Origin of the sequence: uncultured Aliivibrio sp. (assembly GCF_946479765.1) — a bacterium.
Classification (GTDB): domain Bacteria; phylum Pseudomonadota; class Gammaproteobacteria; order Enterobacterales; family Vibrionaceae; genus Aliivibrio.
Window position 1 is genome coordinate 16201 of the sequence record NZ_CAMLHO010000028.1, and the last position, 18100, is coordinate 34300.

The window sequence follows — 18100 nt, forward strand, 5'->3', positions numbered from 1 at the left end:
TCATGCGACACCTTCAACGTGGCTCCATCAGCGTTGATTATCTGCTTTATCTTTCGTTCTCCCTCATTGCTTTGGTGTTTGTCACCAGTACCTTACTCAATGCCTTGGCCGATTATCGTTTATCAACAACGATAAACCACACCGTTCAAGAAATTCAGCACAACAGCGCACTGCATTACGCTGAGCAAGTCTTGCTCAGCCGATGCTTGCCACAAACTGAATTGACGATGGCACTGATTGACACACCAAGCAATGACGGGATAGCGACCTATGAGGTTCGGTATCTTCAACGAGCGCAACCCAACAGCGCACCAACCGGAATAGAAATTAGCGTCACACCTATCGATGCAAAAATCATCGACAAAATGACGCAATTTTTATCGCCTACCAAACTCACCAGTACCTCGCTGATTTTTCACTACCCACTCAATAATCACTTGCACGATTGGCAAGAATTAAACGTGGCGACGGGGTGCATCAAATAGGAACATCCATTGAGAAAACACATTAAGCCCAAAGGCAAACAAGCGGGTATGGCTTCGGTGGTTGCCCTCATTATCGCAATGGGGGCAGCATTACTGTTTGTGATGGAATTTACATCCACACTCACAAAAAACAACATCAAGGCCAACAGTCAGTCGTTTTACAACCGACTTCTGTTTTTAAACACGCAGTTTCATGCGTTTGCGAATGACAGATACCTTGCAGGGCAAGGGATTAATACTCCGCATATTTTCCCGTTTGAACTGCAACAATTGGAAGGTGACTACCTTCCGATTTGTTCAGATGCAGACAATAAAGAAGGGTATTGCTTTAAATACAATCAAACCCCGTGGGGCGAAATAGCAAAAGACGATTACCAAGTTTTACCCGTAGGCAATCCCGGTGCGCCCTCGCATTATCGCGCTGAATTGACGCTAAAACTGCCAGATAAAGACAATGAAGCATTGAAATACGACAGACAAGCCACGCTTAGTATGCTTGCTAAAATGCCAAACCTCTTTTATGACGAACCTAACAGCACGTTAATTATGCGTATTGAGCGTCCAGATAAAGCGTTCGCGTATGAATCACTCATCAAGCGCAGTGGGGATGATTCAACGTTGCTTGGTGATTGGGATGTGGGCGGTAATCATGCGATCACAAACGCAAAAGATTACACAATCAGAAATAGCGACGGGAGTCAGCAATTAGTGAGCACAGGGTTAGTTCGGATAACCCAAGTACAACATGGTGATTTTATTGATAAACCCAAATGTCCTGTAGACCAAGAACCTGATTTAACTTTCAGTATCAATACAGTAACGATAACGAAGGACTACACATTAACAGGAAGCATCAAGCCTTACGTTCTCTCTGAATCGGATACGCAATGGCAAGCTGGGCTTGAGATTAGAGCTGTACTCAATTCAACTGGTGGCGTAGAGAAGCGTCACACAGGCCATCTTACTGCTTTTGTTCAATGTAAATAAAAAGGAAACTAATGAAAATGAAAAAAAAGATATTAACCACCGTATTACTCGGCTGTTTATTTAATGGTTCAGCCTTAGCTGAAAAAGTGACTTACGATAAGGCGGTCGCGGATTCCAACGCTTATCAAGAATCATTACCCAACTATGAAAATGCAACCTCTGGTTTAAGTCCTGCGGAATCCAGCTCAACAGGCACACCAAACCAAATGGGAAAATGGGTGAATTTAGGAGGGGTATCTCTAGCAAGTGCTGGTGCTTACACCACAATGCTAACCCCCAACGCCTTAAACACCAGTTGCATTAAAGGTGAAAAAGGGTTTGTTCCAAAGAAAACAACAAAAACAGAAAGAGTGTGTACTTGGTGGCAAGGTACTGGAAGCGACGAATCTAACGCTCAAGTATGCCAACATTGGGAAACGAAAGTAACCCACTCTTATCATGACAACGGCTACAAAGCAGAATGCCGTTAATTATTTCAACATAAAGAGAATATGATGAAAAAAAACATTATTGCTTCCGTATTACTCGGATGCGTATTTAGTGGTTCAGTCTTAGCTGAAAAAGTGACGTATGAGAAAGCCGTTGCCGACTCTAAAGCCTATCAGGAAGCATTACCTAATTATGAAAATGCAACCACAGGTTTAAGCCCTGCTGAATCTAATTCAACGGCCACAGCGAATCAGATGGGGAAATGGGTTCGATTATCATTGATACCCTTTGATAATGCGGGTTCATACTCCAAAGTATTAACCTCTCGCTCAATTGGAGCACCATGCATTAAAGGATCGAAAGGGATCATTCCTACAACAAAGAATGGTAGCGGTAGTTGTGACAATAATAGTTGCAGCTATTGGAATGATGTCACTCAAACAACCTATAACTACAGCCACGGTTATACTGCGGAATGTCGATAAGTAATAATTAATCGTTATTAAGGAGGTGTAAAAACCTCCTTTTACGGTATATAACTTTTGATCATAAGTACCGTCCCTTTATACTAAAAGATCATATTTAATTTAGTAGAAAAACAGATACTTACCCTAGATTCAATAGTATAATTAGCCCTATAAAATCAATAGGAATTATAAAAATGAAATTAACAAATATTGCACTATTTATGGCTGGCTTATCTTTTAATGCACTGGCTATTGAAAACGGTACACCCGTTAATTGGAACGAACAAAATGACTTTGTAAAGCTCTATTCTGCCGATGAGTATAATTCTTGCTCTGGTACGATTATCGCTGGTAAATACGTATTAACGGCAGCTCACTGTTTATTAGACAGCAATCCTATTGTGAAAATTACGTCAGCATCAGGCCAAAAAGCGAATATTATCACACCAAATACGCACTCTGCTTATTACGACAATTACAATGGCGGTACAGGTAACTGGCATGATGTCGCGGTATCTGAACTCAATAACCATATTGATACTCAACAAATTCATTTTTTTTCTAGCTCAATGACAAATCCTATTCAAACCGATGATAGCGTTAATGTGTTTGGTTTTGGTGGTACATATGAAGATCTGAATTATGCAACTTTTACGATCACAAACAGAAAACCAGAAGAAGACAGTGTTTATGCTGCTATGATCGCTAATGGAGGTAACACTACAGGTGGTGACTCTGGTGGCGCATGGGTAAATAGTAATAATGAAATCGTAGCGACTCACAAAGGTGGTGTTTGGACTGTTGACGTGAATGAAAACAGAACAAGAGAAACCTACTCAACCAACTTACATTACAGTAAGGATTTTATCCTAGAAAAAGTAAATGGCTGGCACTACCCAACGCTTGCTAACACCTCTAATGGTGTGGCGACAATTGAGATCCAATCACTTCATCAAGGTGATGTGGATTTATTAAGTGACCTTTACTTTTTTGGTGATGTTGACGTAGATGAAGCTCGTGGTACGTGTGTAACAGACCGCACTATATCACCGTTTGAAGTTTGTACTCTTGAAGTAAGTAGTAATGGCGGTGAAGGTACAATTGTCCTAGCGAATGGCCAAGAAATCCAAATAAACAAACCAGCTCCAACAGTTACCCCTCCCGTAACATCAGGTGGCGGTGAAAGCGGCGGTAGCCTTGGGTTCCTATCAATCATCGGATTACTTGGCCTTGGGTTCATCAGAAAAAAGTAATACTTTGAATTTTAAATGTAAACTCTCAAAAACCAGTTTTCTGTCCATATTTGCTACTCATGAAAAACACGGATTTGTTTCATTAGAAAAATTAGGCTCATGGAATAAAGTGATTAATAAAAACAACGACCCAAACTTTAAGTGCAAAGAAGGATCAATAATGATGGACGAAAACAAAAAATACAAAACAAAATAACCGCCACCATCACCGTCAACCTATCCACAAAAAAAGCAGACCAGCAGGTTTGCTTTTTTTATTTCTGTCATTTACATGAGGCTTGTATGACCCCTTTTACCTTACTCGTTGAACTGGTTGGTAGCACCATCATGTTCCTCGGTATTTTCTACCTGAGCTACCTTATCCAAACCGCACCATCAACCATTATAGATATTCACCATCGCCTCCAAAAAACAGGAGGAATAGGGGCTTTATTGCTTGGCATGATGATGTTTGAATTACCCGAATTTAATACGATGTTTTTTATTGTTGTATGCGCGTTCTTGGTGTTTCATTACTGCTACGGCTTTTCAATGAGATCACGGTTTACGGATTCATTAGTAATTGTGCCCTCCGTTTTAGATAAACATCGTGTCCAGCTTCATTTAGCGACCCTGTCACAACCATTAACCCGTGAGGTCTACAACGATTTATTCTTAGTCCTTGATGAATTGTGTTTGGTTGGTGTTCATACCGTCCTACTGGAATCACCGTTATTCTCTAAAAGAGAACAATTACGAAGTACCTTGTATTTTGATTACATGCTAAAGAAAAAAGGCATCGTTTTAGAAAGTAAATCTACTCCGTTCTACACAAAACCTTGGTCATGCTTATTATTGGCGATTCAAAAATACATACTGCACGTACCTAGCATCCAATCACTGCCATTAACACGCTGGCATCGATACACACTGCTTTTACCTAACACGCCAAATCACGATTATCAGAATGATAATTGGGAATTGGCGTGCAACAAAGCGAAGCGACGTTAGTTCTCTTCCTCTCTTAATCTTTAAATAAAGGAAAACCCTTATATGAACAATCCTGTTTCATACGCACCGGCACGCCCATTAGTTAGCCCTGTCTTTTGGGTTTTCTGTTTATTCGCTCTTGGTTTGGCTCTATTTCCTGAACTCGCTCACGCCGCTGGCCTAAATAAAATCAATGATTTTATGGATAACCTCGAAGATATTTTACGTGGAGCCTCCATTGTTACTGTGACCGTTGCGGTCATGTGGGTAGGTTACAAATTTCTATTTACAGATTGGGATATTCGAGAGATCGGGAAAATTCTAACGGGCGCGTTATTAATTGGCGGTGCTGCTGAGATTGCCCGTTACTTTGTGTCGTAGGAGTAACTATGTCTGAGCCTATCTTCAAAGCCTGCACACGCCCTGCCATGCTGTTTTCAGTGCCATTAGTTCCATTTATGCTGTCCAACACACTTATCTTTCTGATTAGTATGTATGCAGTGTTTTTTGGCTTTGGATTGTGGCTCATGGCGTTAGTTATCCCAAACTATCTTGCGCTACGGCTTATCACCAAACTGGATGATGCAAATCTCAGCCTTTACTGGCTGAAATTCAGATGCCGTCGAACACACCGTAACCACGCTTTCTATGGGAAAGCAGTCTACAGCCCCTTGTCCTTTAAAAAGAGATCATAAGGTAATGAAATCTTCAAAATACGCCAGCACCATCAATCAAGAAGTCTCCCTTGCTTCTTTTATTCCGTACTCTAGTCACTTAACCGACTCAATACTCATTACCACCGATGGGGCACTGCTTCAAACCTATCGTCTCGAAGGCATTGCCTTTGAGACAAAGAATGAAGATGAACTAGAGTTACTACACCAACGTTTAAACACCTTGTACAAAGGCTTATCAGAGTCAGGGGTGAGTTTATGGACTCACGTTATTCGTAAAAAAGTGACTCACTCCATTAATGGCGAATTTACCCAATATTTTAGTGCGCACATTGATTCACTCTATAACGCCCAATTTGATGACGACGTCATGGTCAATGAGTTATACGTCACAGTGATCCAACGTGCCGATAAACTCAATAAACTGGCTCGTGATTTGGACGTAATTAAAGCACGACTGGCTGAGCGCATGGATGGGTTTAATCAGGTGTGTGATCTGATTAAAAACAATCTAAACAGCTACGGGGCAACCTTACTCAGTTGCTACACCAATGCCAACGGCATTGTGTTATCTGAACCATTAACGCTGCTCAATTATTTATTGACCCATGAATGGGTCAATGTTCGTAAACCCAATGGAGAAATAAAACACGCCATTGGTAACGCATGGGTAAAAGTTGGCTCTGATACGATTGAGTTAGAGTCGATTTCTGGCACTTGTTATGCGCAAGGGCTAGACATTAAAGAATACGGCTCGTCGTCTTACAACGGAATGCTTAATGAGTTGCTTTACAGTGAGTTTGAATTTGTTCTCACCCAATCTTTTAGCTTCTTTACTCGTAAAGTGGCCGCCAAATTCATCAAAACCCAAAAGCAACGGGGCAAAAGCTCAGGGGATGGGGCTATCAGTCAAATTCAAGACCTAGACCAAGCCTCAAATGACGTCCATGACGGTCACTTTGCTATGGGAGAATATCACTTCTCGTTATTGGTGTTTGGAGAGTCGATTAAGTCCGTTCGCCAATATCGCAGTGACGCTCAAAAAAGTTTAAGCCATGCAGAATTACTTTGTGTTCCGATTAAAATAGCCACGGATGCGGCGTTCTTTGCTCAACTTCCAACGAACTGGAAATATCGCCCTCGTGTTGTTGGCCTAACCAGTCGCAACTTTGCCAGTTTCTCTCCGTTTCATAATTTCTTAATCGGAAAAAAAGAAGGCAATCCGTGGGGAGCTGCGGTAACTCGCTTAAAAACACTCTCAGGTCATCCGTTCTATTTTAACTTTCATTACACAGTGCTTGGTGATGATAACTTCAATGAAAAGGCCGTTGGTAACACAAGAATGATAGGCAAAACAGGCACAGGGAAAACCGTCGCGCTTGGCTTGTTGTATTGCCAAGCACAAAAGTACGCCCAAAATAGCCCGTTCAGTACGGTCTTTTTTGATAAAGACCGTGGGGCAGAAGTCATGATACGCGCACTTGGTGGTAACTACCTTCGCATTCAAAACGGAACACCAACAGGACTCAATCCGCTTCAAATGGAGCCTACCGCGCAAAACATCTCGTTTATTAAGCGTTGGGTTAGGTCCTTGATAGAAACCACACAGCAACCACTGACTCCCTTTGATGAGCGCAGTATCAGCCAAGCCATTGATACGGTCATGGCAATGGATAAACCGTTACGTCGATTGAGTGTAATAAATCAAAACATTGCGATTGGAACCTCGAATGAAGAGTTAAAAGACAGTATCAAGATACGATTGAGCAAATGGTGTCAAGGCGGTGAATTTGAATGGGTATTTGATAACCCTATCGATTTATTGGATTTCAACAGTGCAACCAACATCGGCATTGATGGCACTGAGTTTTTGGATAATCTTGATATTCGCACCCCAATTTGCCTTTATCTCTTGCATCGAATGGATGAAGTCATCGATGGCCGTCGATTCTTTTATGTCATGGATGAAGCGTGGAAATGGGTTAACGATGACGCCTTTTCAGAGTTTGTAGGGAACAAACAGTTGACCATCCGTAAACAAAATGGCTTTGGGGTATTTGCAACTCAACTGCCTTCCTCACTGCTTAACTCGCCTCAAGGCTCTGCTTTGATTGGATCATGCTCAACCGAAATATATTTACCAAACCCAAACGCTAAACCCGACGAATACATCATGGGACTTGGATTAAGTGAAAAAGAGTTTTCAATACTCAAATCGTTTGGAGAAAAGAGTCGTTTATGCCTTATTAAACAAGGCAATCAATCGGCTATCTGCTCACTCTCTATGCCAGGCATGAAAGACGAACTAACGCTTCTCTCCGCCAGCTCAGAAGAGTTACCTTTTTTCGATGAAGCGATTGACGAAGTAGGGGACACGCCTAGCGATTGGATACCTGTCTTTCTTCAAAAAGTACAGGCCGATAAAGAACGTAGACAAGGAGTAATTCATGACTAAATTCATTTTTATGTGCCTTGGTGCGCTGTTGCTCAGTGGTTGCAGCTCTTCAACGCCAAACGCTCAACCCTCTTATGAACGCGCAACCATTGAGGTGATTAATGGAACTGATTAAAAAAGAGCAAGATACGTTATTTAAAGACACGGACGCGCTGGACTTTGAAGCCTCTAAATCATTAATGATTGCCAACTCTGAGCATCGAGCATGGAGCATAACTAAAGGGGCGTGTGCATTAACCGTCCTTTCTTGGGTTGCTCTGGTGCTGCTTATGCCACTAAAAACCGAAGTGCCTTATGTCGCTATGGTGAATGAAGTGACAGGGTATACCCAATTACTGACCACGCTCAGTGAAGAGACCATCAGCAAACAAGATGCACTGGATGCGTTTTGGGTCGGTAATTACGTTCGTAATCGTGAAGTCTATGACTGGTATACGATTCAAGACAGTTACGATTCTACTTTGTTGATGTCCAGCCCCGATGTCGGTCGTGATTACGCGAATATCTTTGAGGGCGACGACGCCCTTGATAGTGTGTGGGGGAAACGATTCAAAGCTCAGGTTCGCTTACTCAGCAAACCTATCATCAAAAACAATATTGCAACGGTACGATTTGAGAAAACGCTTAGCTCAGTTGAAGAGTCACGCAAAGGGCAATCAACTACATGGATTGCAACCCTTGGCTTTAAGTACAAAGCCGATGCACAAAGCGACGAGCAACGCCTCAAAAACCCGTTAGGGTTTGAGGTGGTCAGTTATCGACTTGATCCTGAATTAATGGAATAGCAGTTATGAAAATCTCATTCTGGTGGTTAAGCAGTTTTGTGTTAACGCCATGTTTTGCTCTTGATATACCCGTTCAATCCCCTCTAGATTCAAATATTCAATACTCAGATTATCAAGCCAATAACGTAGTCGAAATTACCGCCTACATCGGAATGGCGACACACATCGTGTTTGATAAAGGTGAAAAAGTGGAATTGGTTCGCTCTGGCTTTTCAGAAGGGTGGGAGTTTGAACAATCCGCAAATCATTTATTTTTAAAGGCAAGGTCAATCGCAGGGACGGAAATTGTGATTGACCGAAGCGGTCAAGAAGTCACGCAAGAAATATCTATACCGCCCAATATCAAGGACTGGAAAACCAATCTTATTGTCGTGACCAGTAAACGCAATTACAGCTTTCTTCTTAGCTTAGCTTCTGGGGAAAAAGGCCGCAGACAAAACACCTATCGTTTGTCATTCCAGTACCCAACAGAAAAAGTGGTCCAAGATAAAGTGGCAGCCACAAAAGCCATTGAAAAAGAAAAGCTGGTGAAAGCGAAAGTCGCGGCGGTCTCTGCTATTGAAGCAAAAAACTGGAAATACGTTCAGCAGGTTGGTAAAGATTCCAGAAACATAGCCCCGTATCGAGCATGGGACAATGGCCGTTTCACCTACTTGTCGTTCAAAAAGAACAGCGAGATACCGGCTATTTTTATGGTATCGGAAACAGGACAAGAAACACTGGTTAATATCAACATTGATATTAACCATCCTGATACGGTCATTATCCAACGTATCGCTAAACAATTTGTGCTACGTCTTGATGATTCCGTCGTTGGTATCACCAATCAAGGATTTAATACGTTAAGCGTAGATAACGCCACAGGAACTACCATCAACAACGTGGTTCGTGAAGTAAAAGGACCTAATGGGTTATGAGCAAAGAAGATCACCTAGAGGGGGAAGACGCCCTCCCAAACATTCCACAAAAAAAACACGGCATTAAGAAAATCGCAGGATTTTCGGTATTTTGTGTCGTACTGTTTATCGTTATGTTATGGGTGGTATTCAGCCCCAACGATGAACCCATAAAAGAAACCAGTTCATCACAAACCAATCTCAACACCTCAACCCACAAACCGTCTGACTCAACTTCTCAGTTGAAAAAAACGTTTTCATGGCTAACGGATGATATACCAACTGAAAAGGACAACGAGCCAACGCCAAAAGAGACGAAGAAAGACGAAGAGGAAACAAGCGATAAGGTCGATGCACCAGCCGCTAAGGTCGCACCACCAGACAATCCCTACAATGGGAATAATGGCTATACGACAAAACGAATTGTCTCTCAGATAGACAAAAGCAAGTCGTCACTCTCTGCTAAACAAAACAATGGAAGTGGAGGAGGGTTACAGCTCACGCCTACGTATCCGACCTACCCAACGGCTCCTAATGGTAATTCATCATCAAACTCATTCTTTGATACTCAAGAAGATGAAGGCAACAACCAAGGGATAGCGTCGATGCTCAATACCAACAAAACACAGAACTCTGTGGCTGCGGTGTTGTTTAATCGAGATTACTTACTGGCAAAGGGAGCGTTCATTGATTGTGTGCTAAACACAAGCATGAACTCAACCTTAGCAGGGATGACAAAATGCACCTTAACCCGTCACATTTACAGCGATAACGGCAACACGTTGTTGCTTGAGCGTGGCTCGGAAGTCACTGGGGAATATCGCGCTAACGTGGCACAAGGACAAGCGAGACTGTTTGTGCTGTGGGACAGAGTGAAAACTCCTCACGGTGTCATTGTTGATTTGGCGTCACCAGCAACAGATAGCTTAGGCTCTGGCGGCGTAGATGGCTACGTTGATACCCATTTCTGGGCGCGATTCGGGGGAGCCATGATGTTGTCTCTGGTCGATGATTTAGCAGGGTATGTGGCAACCAGTGGCGGTAAGAGCGTCAATAACTTTGAAAGCTCCTCGGACGCTGCACAAAACATGGCAGCCGAAGCCCTTAAAAACACCATCAATATTCCACCGACGTTTCACAAGAACCAAGGTGAGCGTATCGGCATTTTCATTGCTCGTGATATTGATTTCTCCAAGGTCTATCAATTAAAGGCACGATAATGAACACCATCGGAAAAGACACCTCAATCAATCATTTGTTTACGCCCCTCAAGCACTGGCTTGAGGACGAAGACATCACCGAAATTGCCATCAACAAGCCTTTCGAGGTCTGGATTGAAAAACACAACGAATGGACGAGCCATTCTTGTGACGCGCTTTCATTTGCTTATCTCAATTCAATGGCGATCGCAGTCGCATCGTATTGTGATACACAGATTGCGATTAACCAGCCGATATTATCGGCCACGCTACCCAAAGGGGAGCGTATTCAATGTGTCATGCCACCAGCCTGTAGCCCTGACACGTTAAGTATCACTATCCGAAAACCCAACATGACCCAACGAACATTAACCGATTATGTTCAGGATGGTTTTTTCAATCATGTGATACCACCAAACCAAGAACTATCTCCTATCGATGAAACACTGCTGGCACTGAAAGACTCGGATTTACCTGAGTTTTTAAAACTGGCAATCCTAGCTCAAAAAAACATTGTGATAGCAGGGGGAACAGGCTCAGGTAAAACCACCTTAATGAAAATGCTTGTTGATTTAATTCCACAACATCAACGCATCATCACCATTGAAGATGTTCATGAATTATTTCTACTAAACACCCCTAATAAGGTGCATTTGTTTTACCCAAGTGAAGCGACTCAAAGTGATCCTATCACCTCTGGCAAACTGCTAAAAAGCTGTTTACGCATGAAGCCTGACCGTATTTTACTCGCTGAATTACGTGGTGCAGAAACCTTTGATTTTGTGAATATCGCGGCCTCTGGTCACGGGGGAAGTATCACCAGTTGTCACGCTGGCAGTGCAGCACTGACCTTTGAGCGATTGGTCGCAATGGCAATGAAAAACCCCGAAGCCGTCTCATTGCCTTATGAGATCATAATGAAACTGCTTCATCAGGTGATTGATATTGTCATTCACATTGAGAATGACGTCCATTCAGATAATCCAATTGGTCGCCATATAACGGAAGTGTGGTTTAAACCAAGACTAAAGGAGTAACCCCGAATGATAAGTAATTTTAAATCCCTGTTGCATGAATGGTTCGTCATGCCAAAGCAACAAAAAAATCAACCTTACAGCATCATTGACCCAAGAATAGCAGACTTAGTGGAAGCGTTTAATGCCATTGAGGGCGTCACGACTATCGCCTCATGCCAAGGTCATTGCAGTGGACGTGATCATCATCCGTATGTGTACTTTTCAGCACCGATAGAATTTGCAGCGTGGTTATCAGAGCAATGCAGGGAGTCACGGAAAGATAAGCGGCATTACACACAGTGGGAAGTTGAAGGTGTATTTAATGGGGAAAACGAACTTACGTTTAGTCTATTTTCCCCATTATACCGCCAAAATTACTTACATAAAGGTTGGTGGTATTTAGGCTGGCATCGACAACGAATCGATCATGAATTAGAACTACTAACGGATATAGTTAAGCAATCCAAATTCATTCACGTAGTAAATAAAGCCCGCTAAACCAATCGTAAATATGATAGCTCCAAATATTCGGCTATATCTTTCTTTACGCTTCTTAATCTCAAAAGGATCTGAGGAATGGCAATTAGAGCACGTATCAGCACTCTTCGACAATTCCTTACCACATTCAACACACTCTACTAACATAAAATTTAAACTCATATAAATGTAAATGAGCTTATCAATTATCACCAAAAGGCGTGAAAATGAACAAAAAAATGCTCTTTTTTGCCTGTGGAAGCCCTTTTTTTATCGGACTTGGGTTTTATATCGCAGGAATTACCTATTTCATACTCTTTGGGGCAAACATCGATGCCGTGACGCCCTACACCATCATTGAACAATGGCGTGACTATCATGACGATAATCGCTATCAAAAATCACTCACGTTTTCTCTGCTTGTTGGGTTTGGAATTGCTGTGGTCGCACCATTTATCGCGCTTCTCTTTGCAAAGCATGACAAAGAAGAACTTCATGGATCGGCTCGATGGGCTAAGCGCTCTGAAATCACCAACGACTACGCGCTCACCAAAAAAAAGAATGTCGATGATGGAAAAGGGATATTAATCGGACGTTCTGGAAAACGTTTCTTATATTACATGGGGTCTGCGTTCGTGTTCCTAGCCGCAGCCAGCCGAACGGGTAAAGGCATTGGGGTTATCATTCCCAATCTCTTACGATGGTTCGGTAGCTGCGTCGTCACCGACTTTAAAAAAGAAAACTTCTCTATCACCTCAAAGTTTAGAAAACTGGTACTAAAACAAGAAGTGTACTTATTTAATCCCTTTGATGAACAAGGCGAAACGCATCGATACAATCCGCTGAGTGTGGTTCGTGACGGTCACTTAACCATTCCTGACTTATTAACAATTGCTGAGATGCTTTTTCCTACCGATGGCGATTCAACCTCAAAATATTTTGCCTCTAGTGCGCAAACCCTATTTATAGGACTCGCGCTATACGTAAAACAAACACCAGTACTGCCTTTTACGATAGGAGAAATATTCAGGCAATCCAAAGGGAAGGGTAAATCACTGAAAGATCACCTTGAGGGGATTTTGTCTTCTCGCTCTGATTTAAGTAACGATTGTTGTGAAAACCTTCTAGACTTTCTGGCTCTTGATGAAGACAAAGGGCAATCAGGCGTAATGAATACCATGAAAGCGGCTCTCATTGACTGGAATAACCCCGTGTTTGATGCGGCCACCAGTGACAGTGATTTTAGTTTTCATGATCTTCGTAGAAAACGCATGACCATCTATGTAGGTATTACCCCTGACTACATTCCTGTGGCTGGCCGTATTTTGAATCTGTTCTTTAGTCAATTAATCAACATCAACACAAAAGAATTGCCTGAGCAAAATAAAGAATTGAAATACAAAGTATTGCTACTTATGGATGAGTTCACCGCAATGGGTCGCTCTGGAATAATAGCTAAATCAAACAACTACTTTGCAGGCTATGGCTTACAACTGCTGACCATCGTTCAGAATCCAGCGCAAATTGAAGCGAAAGAGCCAGAAGGGTACGGAAAAGATACCGCAAAAACCTATATCGGAAACCATGAAGCCCAACTTTTTTATACTCCAGAGAAAGGCGATGCCGACGATATTTCAAAGTTTTTGGGTAACAAAACGGTCAAGGTAAAAAGCGTTCAAGTAAGCCACGGAAAGCGAAGTATTACGACCAGTGAGGGCAAACGCGCCCTTATGCTCCCTCAAGAATTGCAAGAAATGCCGTTTAAGAAAATGATCATAATGATGCGTGGTAAGAAACCGATTTATTGCGACAAGATCCATTACTTCCAAGAATCGCCTTTTATTGACCACTTAAAGGCTATGTCGCCCACGTTAGGCAAAATCAAAGGCATTCCCACAAAAGCTCAACTCGATGATGTGATTGCAGATGGGGAGCTGCAAATAGACATACCACGGTTAGAGCTAGAGCAACCCAAACCGCAACAACCGTTGTTTGAGTCACCATTAGATCAACCATTGCCAGTAGAAGAAGTGGAAGTACATTACGATGCGTCTCAGCTAGAGACGAATTATGACAATAGCGATTTACCTGATTTTTAAACAATAAGGAACACACACCATGGCTGCAAAAGGCGTTAATAAAGTCACATTATTGGGTCACATTGGACAAGATCCAGAAATTCGCTATAACAACTCAGGCAAACCCATTGCGACCTTTACCACGGCCACAGGGGAATACTGGCGCGATAAAGCAACAGGGGAGCAACGCGAAAGCACTGAATGGCACAAAGTTGTGGTGTTTGGGAAGCTCGCTGAAATCATTAAAGATAAAGCGAAAAAAGGCACTCAGATTTATCTAGAGGGCAAGAACAAAACAACCAAATGGCAAGATGAAAACGGTAAAGACCATTACACAACCGAAGTGGTTGTCGAAGGGTTTCAAGGGGTCATTCAAATTCTGAAATAAAGTGTGATCTTAAAATAAAGAACACAATAATATCGTTGTGGTTTTTCTGGTTTCTTTTACTCTGCAACCGTGGCTTATCATCAATAGAGAAGTTCATGTCAAACGACAAACAGCAAAAGAAAAAAGAACCCAAAGAAGAACCACCATTAAAAATGCCTGAGCAAGATTTTAGTAAGTACAAGCACTTGCTCTAGGCAATACTTCAAACCCTCTTTTTTTTGACAGAGGGTTTTTTATTGGTGGTATAAAATGAACAATTTCAAACTGAAACTTTTCACTCTCTTGCAAAAGCTCAAGCTATTACCTGACAATGTTATTCTTACTGAGTCGCTAGATTTACATCGAGGGGGGATCGAAAAGCAACTTGATGAATATCGAGAGTTGCTAGGAAACATTGAACTCGCAACAGGGTATTTCTCCTCACCACAAGGCGAGTTCTCATGCTGTCACGCAACCACATTAGATAATTATTTATCGTATTTATACACGTTAAGGCATGGCACTGAACCCAATGATGTAAAGCACACTTACTTTTGTCATTTAGTTAATACCAAAGGAGGCACACAATGCCACAACGATGTTTAGATTGTAAAAACGTTACGTTGCCAAACGATAGTACAGGAATATCTGTCAAGCAATGTGGCTTCTGTTTATCCACAAACCTAGAATGTGACCATCCAAGCAGTTCATATTCAAAAGAAAAAGGATGTTTTATTTGTAGCTCATGCGGATATGAAGACCACAATGAAATTGAAAGAGTGAAAAAACACCTGAATGCTGATCCGACTCTTTCAAAAATCGTCAACTCATTAGGCTAAATGGTTTTTTCTTATGTTCATCGGATGTCCAGCAGCAAGTTTTCTTACTTTTTTTCAAAGAAACTATAAATTGCTTGATAACATCAGAATCAGCATCGATGTATAAATACAATTTTCTCAACGTTTTTTCAGTTGGGTTCTTTTTAGTTTTACTTAAATCTCTTAATCCGATGAAATAGATCTTATCAGCTTCATTCAAAATTCCAGATAAATGAGGAGATACTCGTTTCCATATTGCTTTGAAATTATTCAACTTTTGTGAAAACGGCAAAAACTGAGGAATATTACTATTTAAAGAAGCAAAAAATCTTAATATGTCAAACTGACCAATACCACCTTGTATATTTAACTCATTCTTAATCGATTGAATATCATTCGGAGTAATATAAATAAAAAAATCGCCTGCTTTGTGGTTTGCATACATTTTAAAATGAAGCATGTGATTAGTTCTTTTTAAATAAATATACAACTTATCTTTTGACGAATCATCTTCATCAAAAAACATCATAAACACAAAACACCCTTCCCCTTGATTTAACTCAAAGACGATTGTTTTCTCATCATCTTTCAACGCTTGATTATAAATTGCGTTCAAACCAGTTAGGTTAACTTTAGGGTTGATATTAATAGTTCGTATCTTCTTACGAATCTTCATCTTTAAACCTCGTTTATACATAGTAAGGAATTCATTATGCGCTTATTTATCGCAGAAAAACCGTCTTTAGGTCGTGCTATTGCTGCCTCTCTTGGCGTAGTAAAAGAAGAAACAGGCTACATTACCTGTGACAACGGTGACGTTGTCACATGGTGTTACGGTCATATGCTCGAACTCGCTGAGCCAGAAGCCTATGACGAAAAATACAAATCATGGTCATTCGATACCTTGCCTATCTTCCCGAAAGACTGGATCTTAATTCCAACGGATTCATCAAAAAAACAACTTGATGTGGTTATCGCACAGATCAAAAAAGCCACCGTTCTTGTCAATGCAGGCGACCCCGACAGAGAGGGTGATTTACTGGTCAATGAAGTCATTGAGTACGCGAACGTATCCAATGAGATCAAAGATAATGCACTGCGTGTTCTGATTAATGACTTAAACCCTAAAGCCATTGAAACCGCCATCAACAACTTAGAACCAAACAGCAAACACCTACCACGCTCGAATGCGGCCTTATGTCGTTCAAGGGCTGACTGGTTACTTGGTATGAACCTGACACGCGCCTGTTCCGTTCTGGCACGACGTAAAGGCCATGACAATGTGCTTCACGTTGGACGAGTTCAAACCCCAACGATTCAATTAGTGGTTAAGCGTGATATTGAAATCGCTAACTTCAAGCCTGTAGACTTCTTTGAAGTCGAAGCGCTATTTACTCATGCAGATATGCAGTTCAAAGCAAAATTACAAAATGAGGCGCGTATTGAGAAAAAAGAGATTGCCGAAAGCATGAGCACCAATCTTGCAGGTCAATCCGCTGTCGTGACGTTATGCGAAACCAAACGAGCGAAATCTCAGCCACCGTTGCCCTTCTCATTACGAACCTTGCAAGAGGCAATGTCCTCTAAGTATGGTTATGGCGCAAAAGATACCCTAGATATTGCGCAAGCCTTGTATGAGAAATATAAGATCACCTCTTACCCACGAACAGATAAGAACTACTTATCCACGAACAAAGAAGATGAGATCCAATTAATCATTGATAACCTTGAAGGGCTTAACGATACGCCTTTAGCACAATGGGCTAGTGATGCTGATATAAGCCTACGTAGTCCGTGTTGGAATGATAAGAAACTTGAAGGCGCAGCACACACGGCCATCATCCCAACCACTCGCGCCCCTGACTTAGAAGAACTCAGTGAAGCTGAGCATAATGTCTATACCGCCATTGCCAGCCGCTACCTTGCTCAGTTCTACCCAACGGCCGAAGACGACAACACCACGATTAAAATTCAATCGGGTGAGCATGAGTTCAAAACCACGGGCAAGATTGAAATAACAAAAGGGTGGCGTGTCGTTCTTGGTAAAGAGAAAGAGGATGGTGAAGAGCAATCATTACCTGAATTAACCAAAGACCAAGCCATTGATTGCACCACGGCCGATGTTCTCAGTAAAAAGACCTCTGCCCCGAAACCTTACACCGAAGGTACGTTACTTTCGGCAATGTGTAACATTGGTAAAGACGTAACCGATCCAGCCCTTAAAGCGAAATTGAAAGAAACCGCAGGGCTAGGAACCGAAGCAACACGCGCTGGCATTATCGAAAAAGCCAAAGAGCGTGAATACCTCACCACCAAAGGCAAAAACATTGTCAGTACGCCTCTGGCAAAAATGCTCATTATGGCACTGCCGAATCGAGTTCGTGATCCAGCCATTACCGCGATTTGGGAGCAACAGCTCGATGTGGTTCAGAGTGGCGAATGCAGCGTTGACACCTTCATGGCCGCCATTGAGAAAACCGTACAAGGTTTAATTGATGATTTGAAATCAGGAAAAGAGCCGTTCACGTTATCAAAATCAACTGCGCCAGCCTGTCCACAACCAAACTGTACAGGGTTTGCCTTACCACTTGAGGGCAAAAAAGGCAACGCACACCAATGTCATGTGTGTGGCGTTAAATTCAAAGATGATAAGGGTAAGGTCGGTAAAGCCATTATTAAGATCAAAAAACTCGACGTGAAAAAGTAACCGGCTTTTTATTTCCTCCTCTTTTTAAATAACAAGGA

Annotated in this window: 19 protein-coding genes and 1 pseudogene; 19 read left to right on the top strand and 1 reads right to left on the bottom strand. The window is 41.9% G+C overall.

Features of this window, described 5'->3' with window-relative positions:
* Window positions 1-2: 2 nt before the first annotated feature.
* The 18 genes and pseudogenes from Q1K78_RS11535 to Q1K78_RS11620 all read left to right on the top strand — a co-directional run bounded on the left by Q1K78_RS11535 (window position 3) and on the right by Q1K78_RS11620 (window position 15143).
* The gene (locus Q1K78_RS11535) at window positions 3-485 is read left to right on the top strand and encodes a transporter (RefSeq protein ID WP_300178581.1); all 483 of its coding nucleotides are present in this window, start codon (window positions 3-5) and stop codon (window positions 483-485) included.
* A gap of 9 nt (window positions 486-494) precedes the next feature.
* Entirely contained in the window at window positions 495-1472 is a 978-nt protein-coding gene (locus Q1K78_RS11540; protein WP_300178583.1) for a type II secretion system protein, read from the top strand.
* An 11-nt stretch (window positions 1473-1483) separates the two neighbouring features.
* The gene (locus tag Q1K78_RS11545; protein WP_300178586.1) at window positions 1484-1942 is read left to right on the top strand and encodes a hypothetical protein; all 459 of its coding nucleotides are present in this window, start codon (window positions 1484-1486) and stop codon (window positions 1940-1942) included.
* Window positions 1943-1966: 24 nt separating this feature from the next.
* Window positions 1967-2386 carry a hypothetical protein gene (locus Q1K78_RS11550; RefSeq protein ID WP_300178589.1) on the top strand — a complete coding sequence of 140 codons (420 nt, stop codon included), beginning with the start codon at window positions 1967-1969 and terminating at the stop codon, window positions 2384-2386.
* Window positions 2387-2562: 176 nt separating this feature from the next.
* The gene (locus tag Q1K78_RS11555) at window positions 2563-3621 is read left to right on the top strand and encodes a trypsin-like serine protease (RefSeq protein WP_300178592.1); all 1059 of its coding nucleotides are present in this window, start codon (window positions 2563-2565) and stop codon (window positions 3619-3621) included.
* Window positions 3622-3903: 282 nt separating this feature from the next.
* Window positions 3904-4611: a hypothetical protein gene (locus Q1K78_RS11560; RefSeq protein ID WP_300178595.1), complete on the top strand. Its 708-nt coding sequence runs from the start codon at window positions 3904-3906 to the stop codon at window positions 4609-4611.
* A gap of 42 nt (window positions 4612-4653) precedes the next feature.
* Window positions 4654-4971, top strand: coding sequence for a TrbC/VirB2 family protein (locus Q1K78_RS11565; RefSeq protein WP_300178598.1), 318 nt, complete (start codon window positions 4654-4656; stop codon window positions 4969-4971).
* A gap of 8 nt (window positions 4972-4979) precedes the next feature.
* Window positions 4980-5285, top strand: a complete 306-nt coding sequence (locus tag Q1K78_RS11570; protein WP_300178601.1) for a VirB3 family type IV secretion system protein — start codon at window positions 4980-4982, stop codon at window positions 5283-5285.
* 4 nt (window positions 5286-5289) lie between these two features.
* Window positions 5290-7719, top strand: coding sequence for a VirB4 family type IV secretion/conjugal transfer ATPase (locus tag Q1K78_RS11575; RefSeq protein WP_300178604.1), 2430 nt, complete (start codon window positions 5290-5292; stop codon window positions 7717-7719).
* Window positions 7712-7834: a type IV secretion system protein VirB7 gene (locus Q1K78_RS11580; RefSeq protein WP_300178607.1), complete on the top strand. Its 123-nt coding sequence runs from the start codon at window positions 7712-7714 to the stop codon at window positions 7832-7834. Before Q1K78_RS11575 ends, Q1K78_RS11580 begins: the two co-directional genes overlap by 8 nt.
* On the top strand, window positions 7821-8504 hold the full coding sequence (locus tag Q1K78_RS11585; protein WP_300178610.1) for a virB8 family protein: 684 nt from the start codon (window positions 7821-7823) through the stop codon (window positions 8502-8504). Before Q1K78_RS11580 ends, Q1K78_RS11585 begins: the two co-directional genes overlap by 14 nt.
* Window positions 8505-8509: 5 nt before the next feature.
* Window positions 8510-9421 carry a P-type conjugative transfer protein VirB9 gene (gene virB9 / locus Q1K78_RS11590; RefSeq protein ID WP_300178613.1) on the top strand — a complete coding sequence of 304 codons (912 nt, stop codon included), beginning with the start codon at window positions 8510-8512 and terminating at the stop codon, window positions 9419-9421.
* Entirely contained in the window at window positions 9418-10620 is a 1203-nt protein-coding gene (gene virB10 / locus Q1K78_RS11595; protein WP_300178616.1) for a type IV secretion system protein VirB10, read from the top strand. The genes virB9 and virB10 overlap by 4 nt, the downstream gene beginning before the upstream one ends.
* Window positions 10620-11636 (top strand): P-type DNA transfer ATPase VirB11, encoded by a 1017-nt coding sequence (gene virB11, locus Q1K78_RS11600; RefSeq protein WP_300178620.1) that lies wholly within the window; start codon window positions 10620-10622, stop codon window positions 11634-11636. The genes virB10 and virB11 overlap by 1 nt, the downstream gene beginning before the upstream one ends.
* Window positions 11637-11684: 48 nt before the next feature.
* Window positions 11685-12113 carry a hypothetical protein gene (locus Q1K78_RS11605; protein ID WP_300178623.1) on the top strand — a complete coding sequence of 143 codons (429 nt, stop codon included), beginning with the start codon at window positions 11685-11687 and terminating at the stop codon, window positions 12111-12113.
* 206 nt (window positions 12114-12319) lie between these two features.
* Window positions 12320-14191 (top strand): type IV secretory system conjugative DNA transfer family protein, encoded by a 1872-nt coding sequence (locus Q1K78_RS11610; RefSeq protein WP_300178626.1) that lies wholly within the window; start codon window positions 12320-12322, stop codon window positions 14189-14191.
* 19 nt (window positions 14192-14210) lie between these two features.
* Window positions 14211-14552, top strand: a pseudogene (ssb, locus tag Q1K78_RS11615) (single-stranded DNA-binding protein); the annotation flags it as partial.
* 255 nt (window positions 14553-14807) lie between these two features.
* Window positions 14808-15143, top strand: coding sequence for a hypothetical protein (locus Q1K78_RS11620; RefSeq protein WP_300178629.1), 336 nt, complete (start codon window positions 14808-14810; stop codon window positions 15141-15143).
* Window positions 15144-15359: 216 nt separating this feature from the next.
* Here the strand turns inward: Q1K78_RS11620 and Q1K78_RS11625 are convergent, their stop codons facing one another.
* Window positions 15360-16031 carry a hypothetical protein gene (locus Q1K78_RS11625; protein ID WP_300178632.1) on the bottom strand — a complete coding sequence of 224 codons (672 nt, stop codon included), beginning with the start codon at window positions 16029-16031 and terminating at the stop codon, window positions 15360-15362.
* A gap of 36 nt (window positions 16032-16067) precedes the next feature.
* Between Q1K78_RS11625 and Q1K78_RS11630 the strand changes: the two genes are divergently transcribed.
* Window positions 16068-18062 carry a DNA topoisomerase III gene (locus Q1K78_RS11630; protein ID WP_300178635.1) on the top strand — a complete coding sequence of 665 codons (1995 nt, stop codon included), beginning with the start codon at window positions 16068-16070 and terminating at the stop codon, window positions 18060-18062.
* Window positions 18063-18100 lie beyond the last annotated feature (38 nt).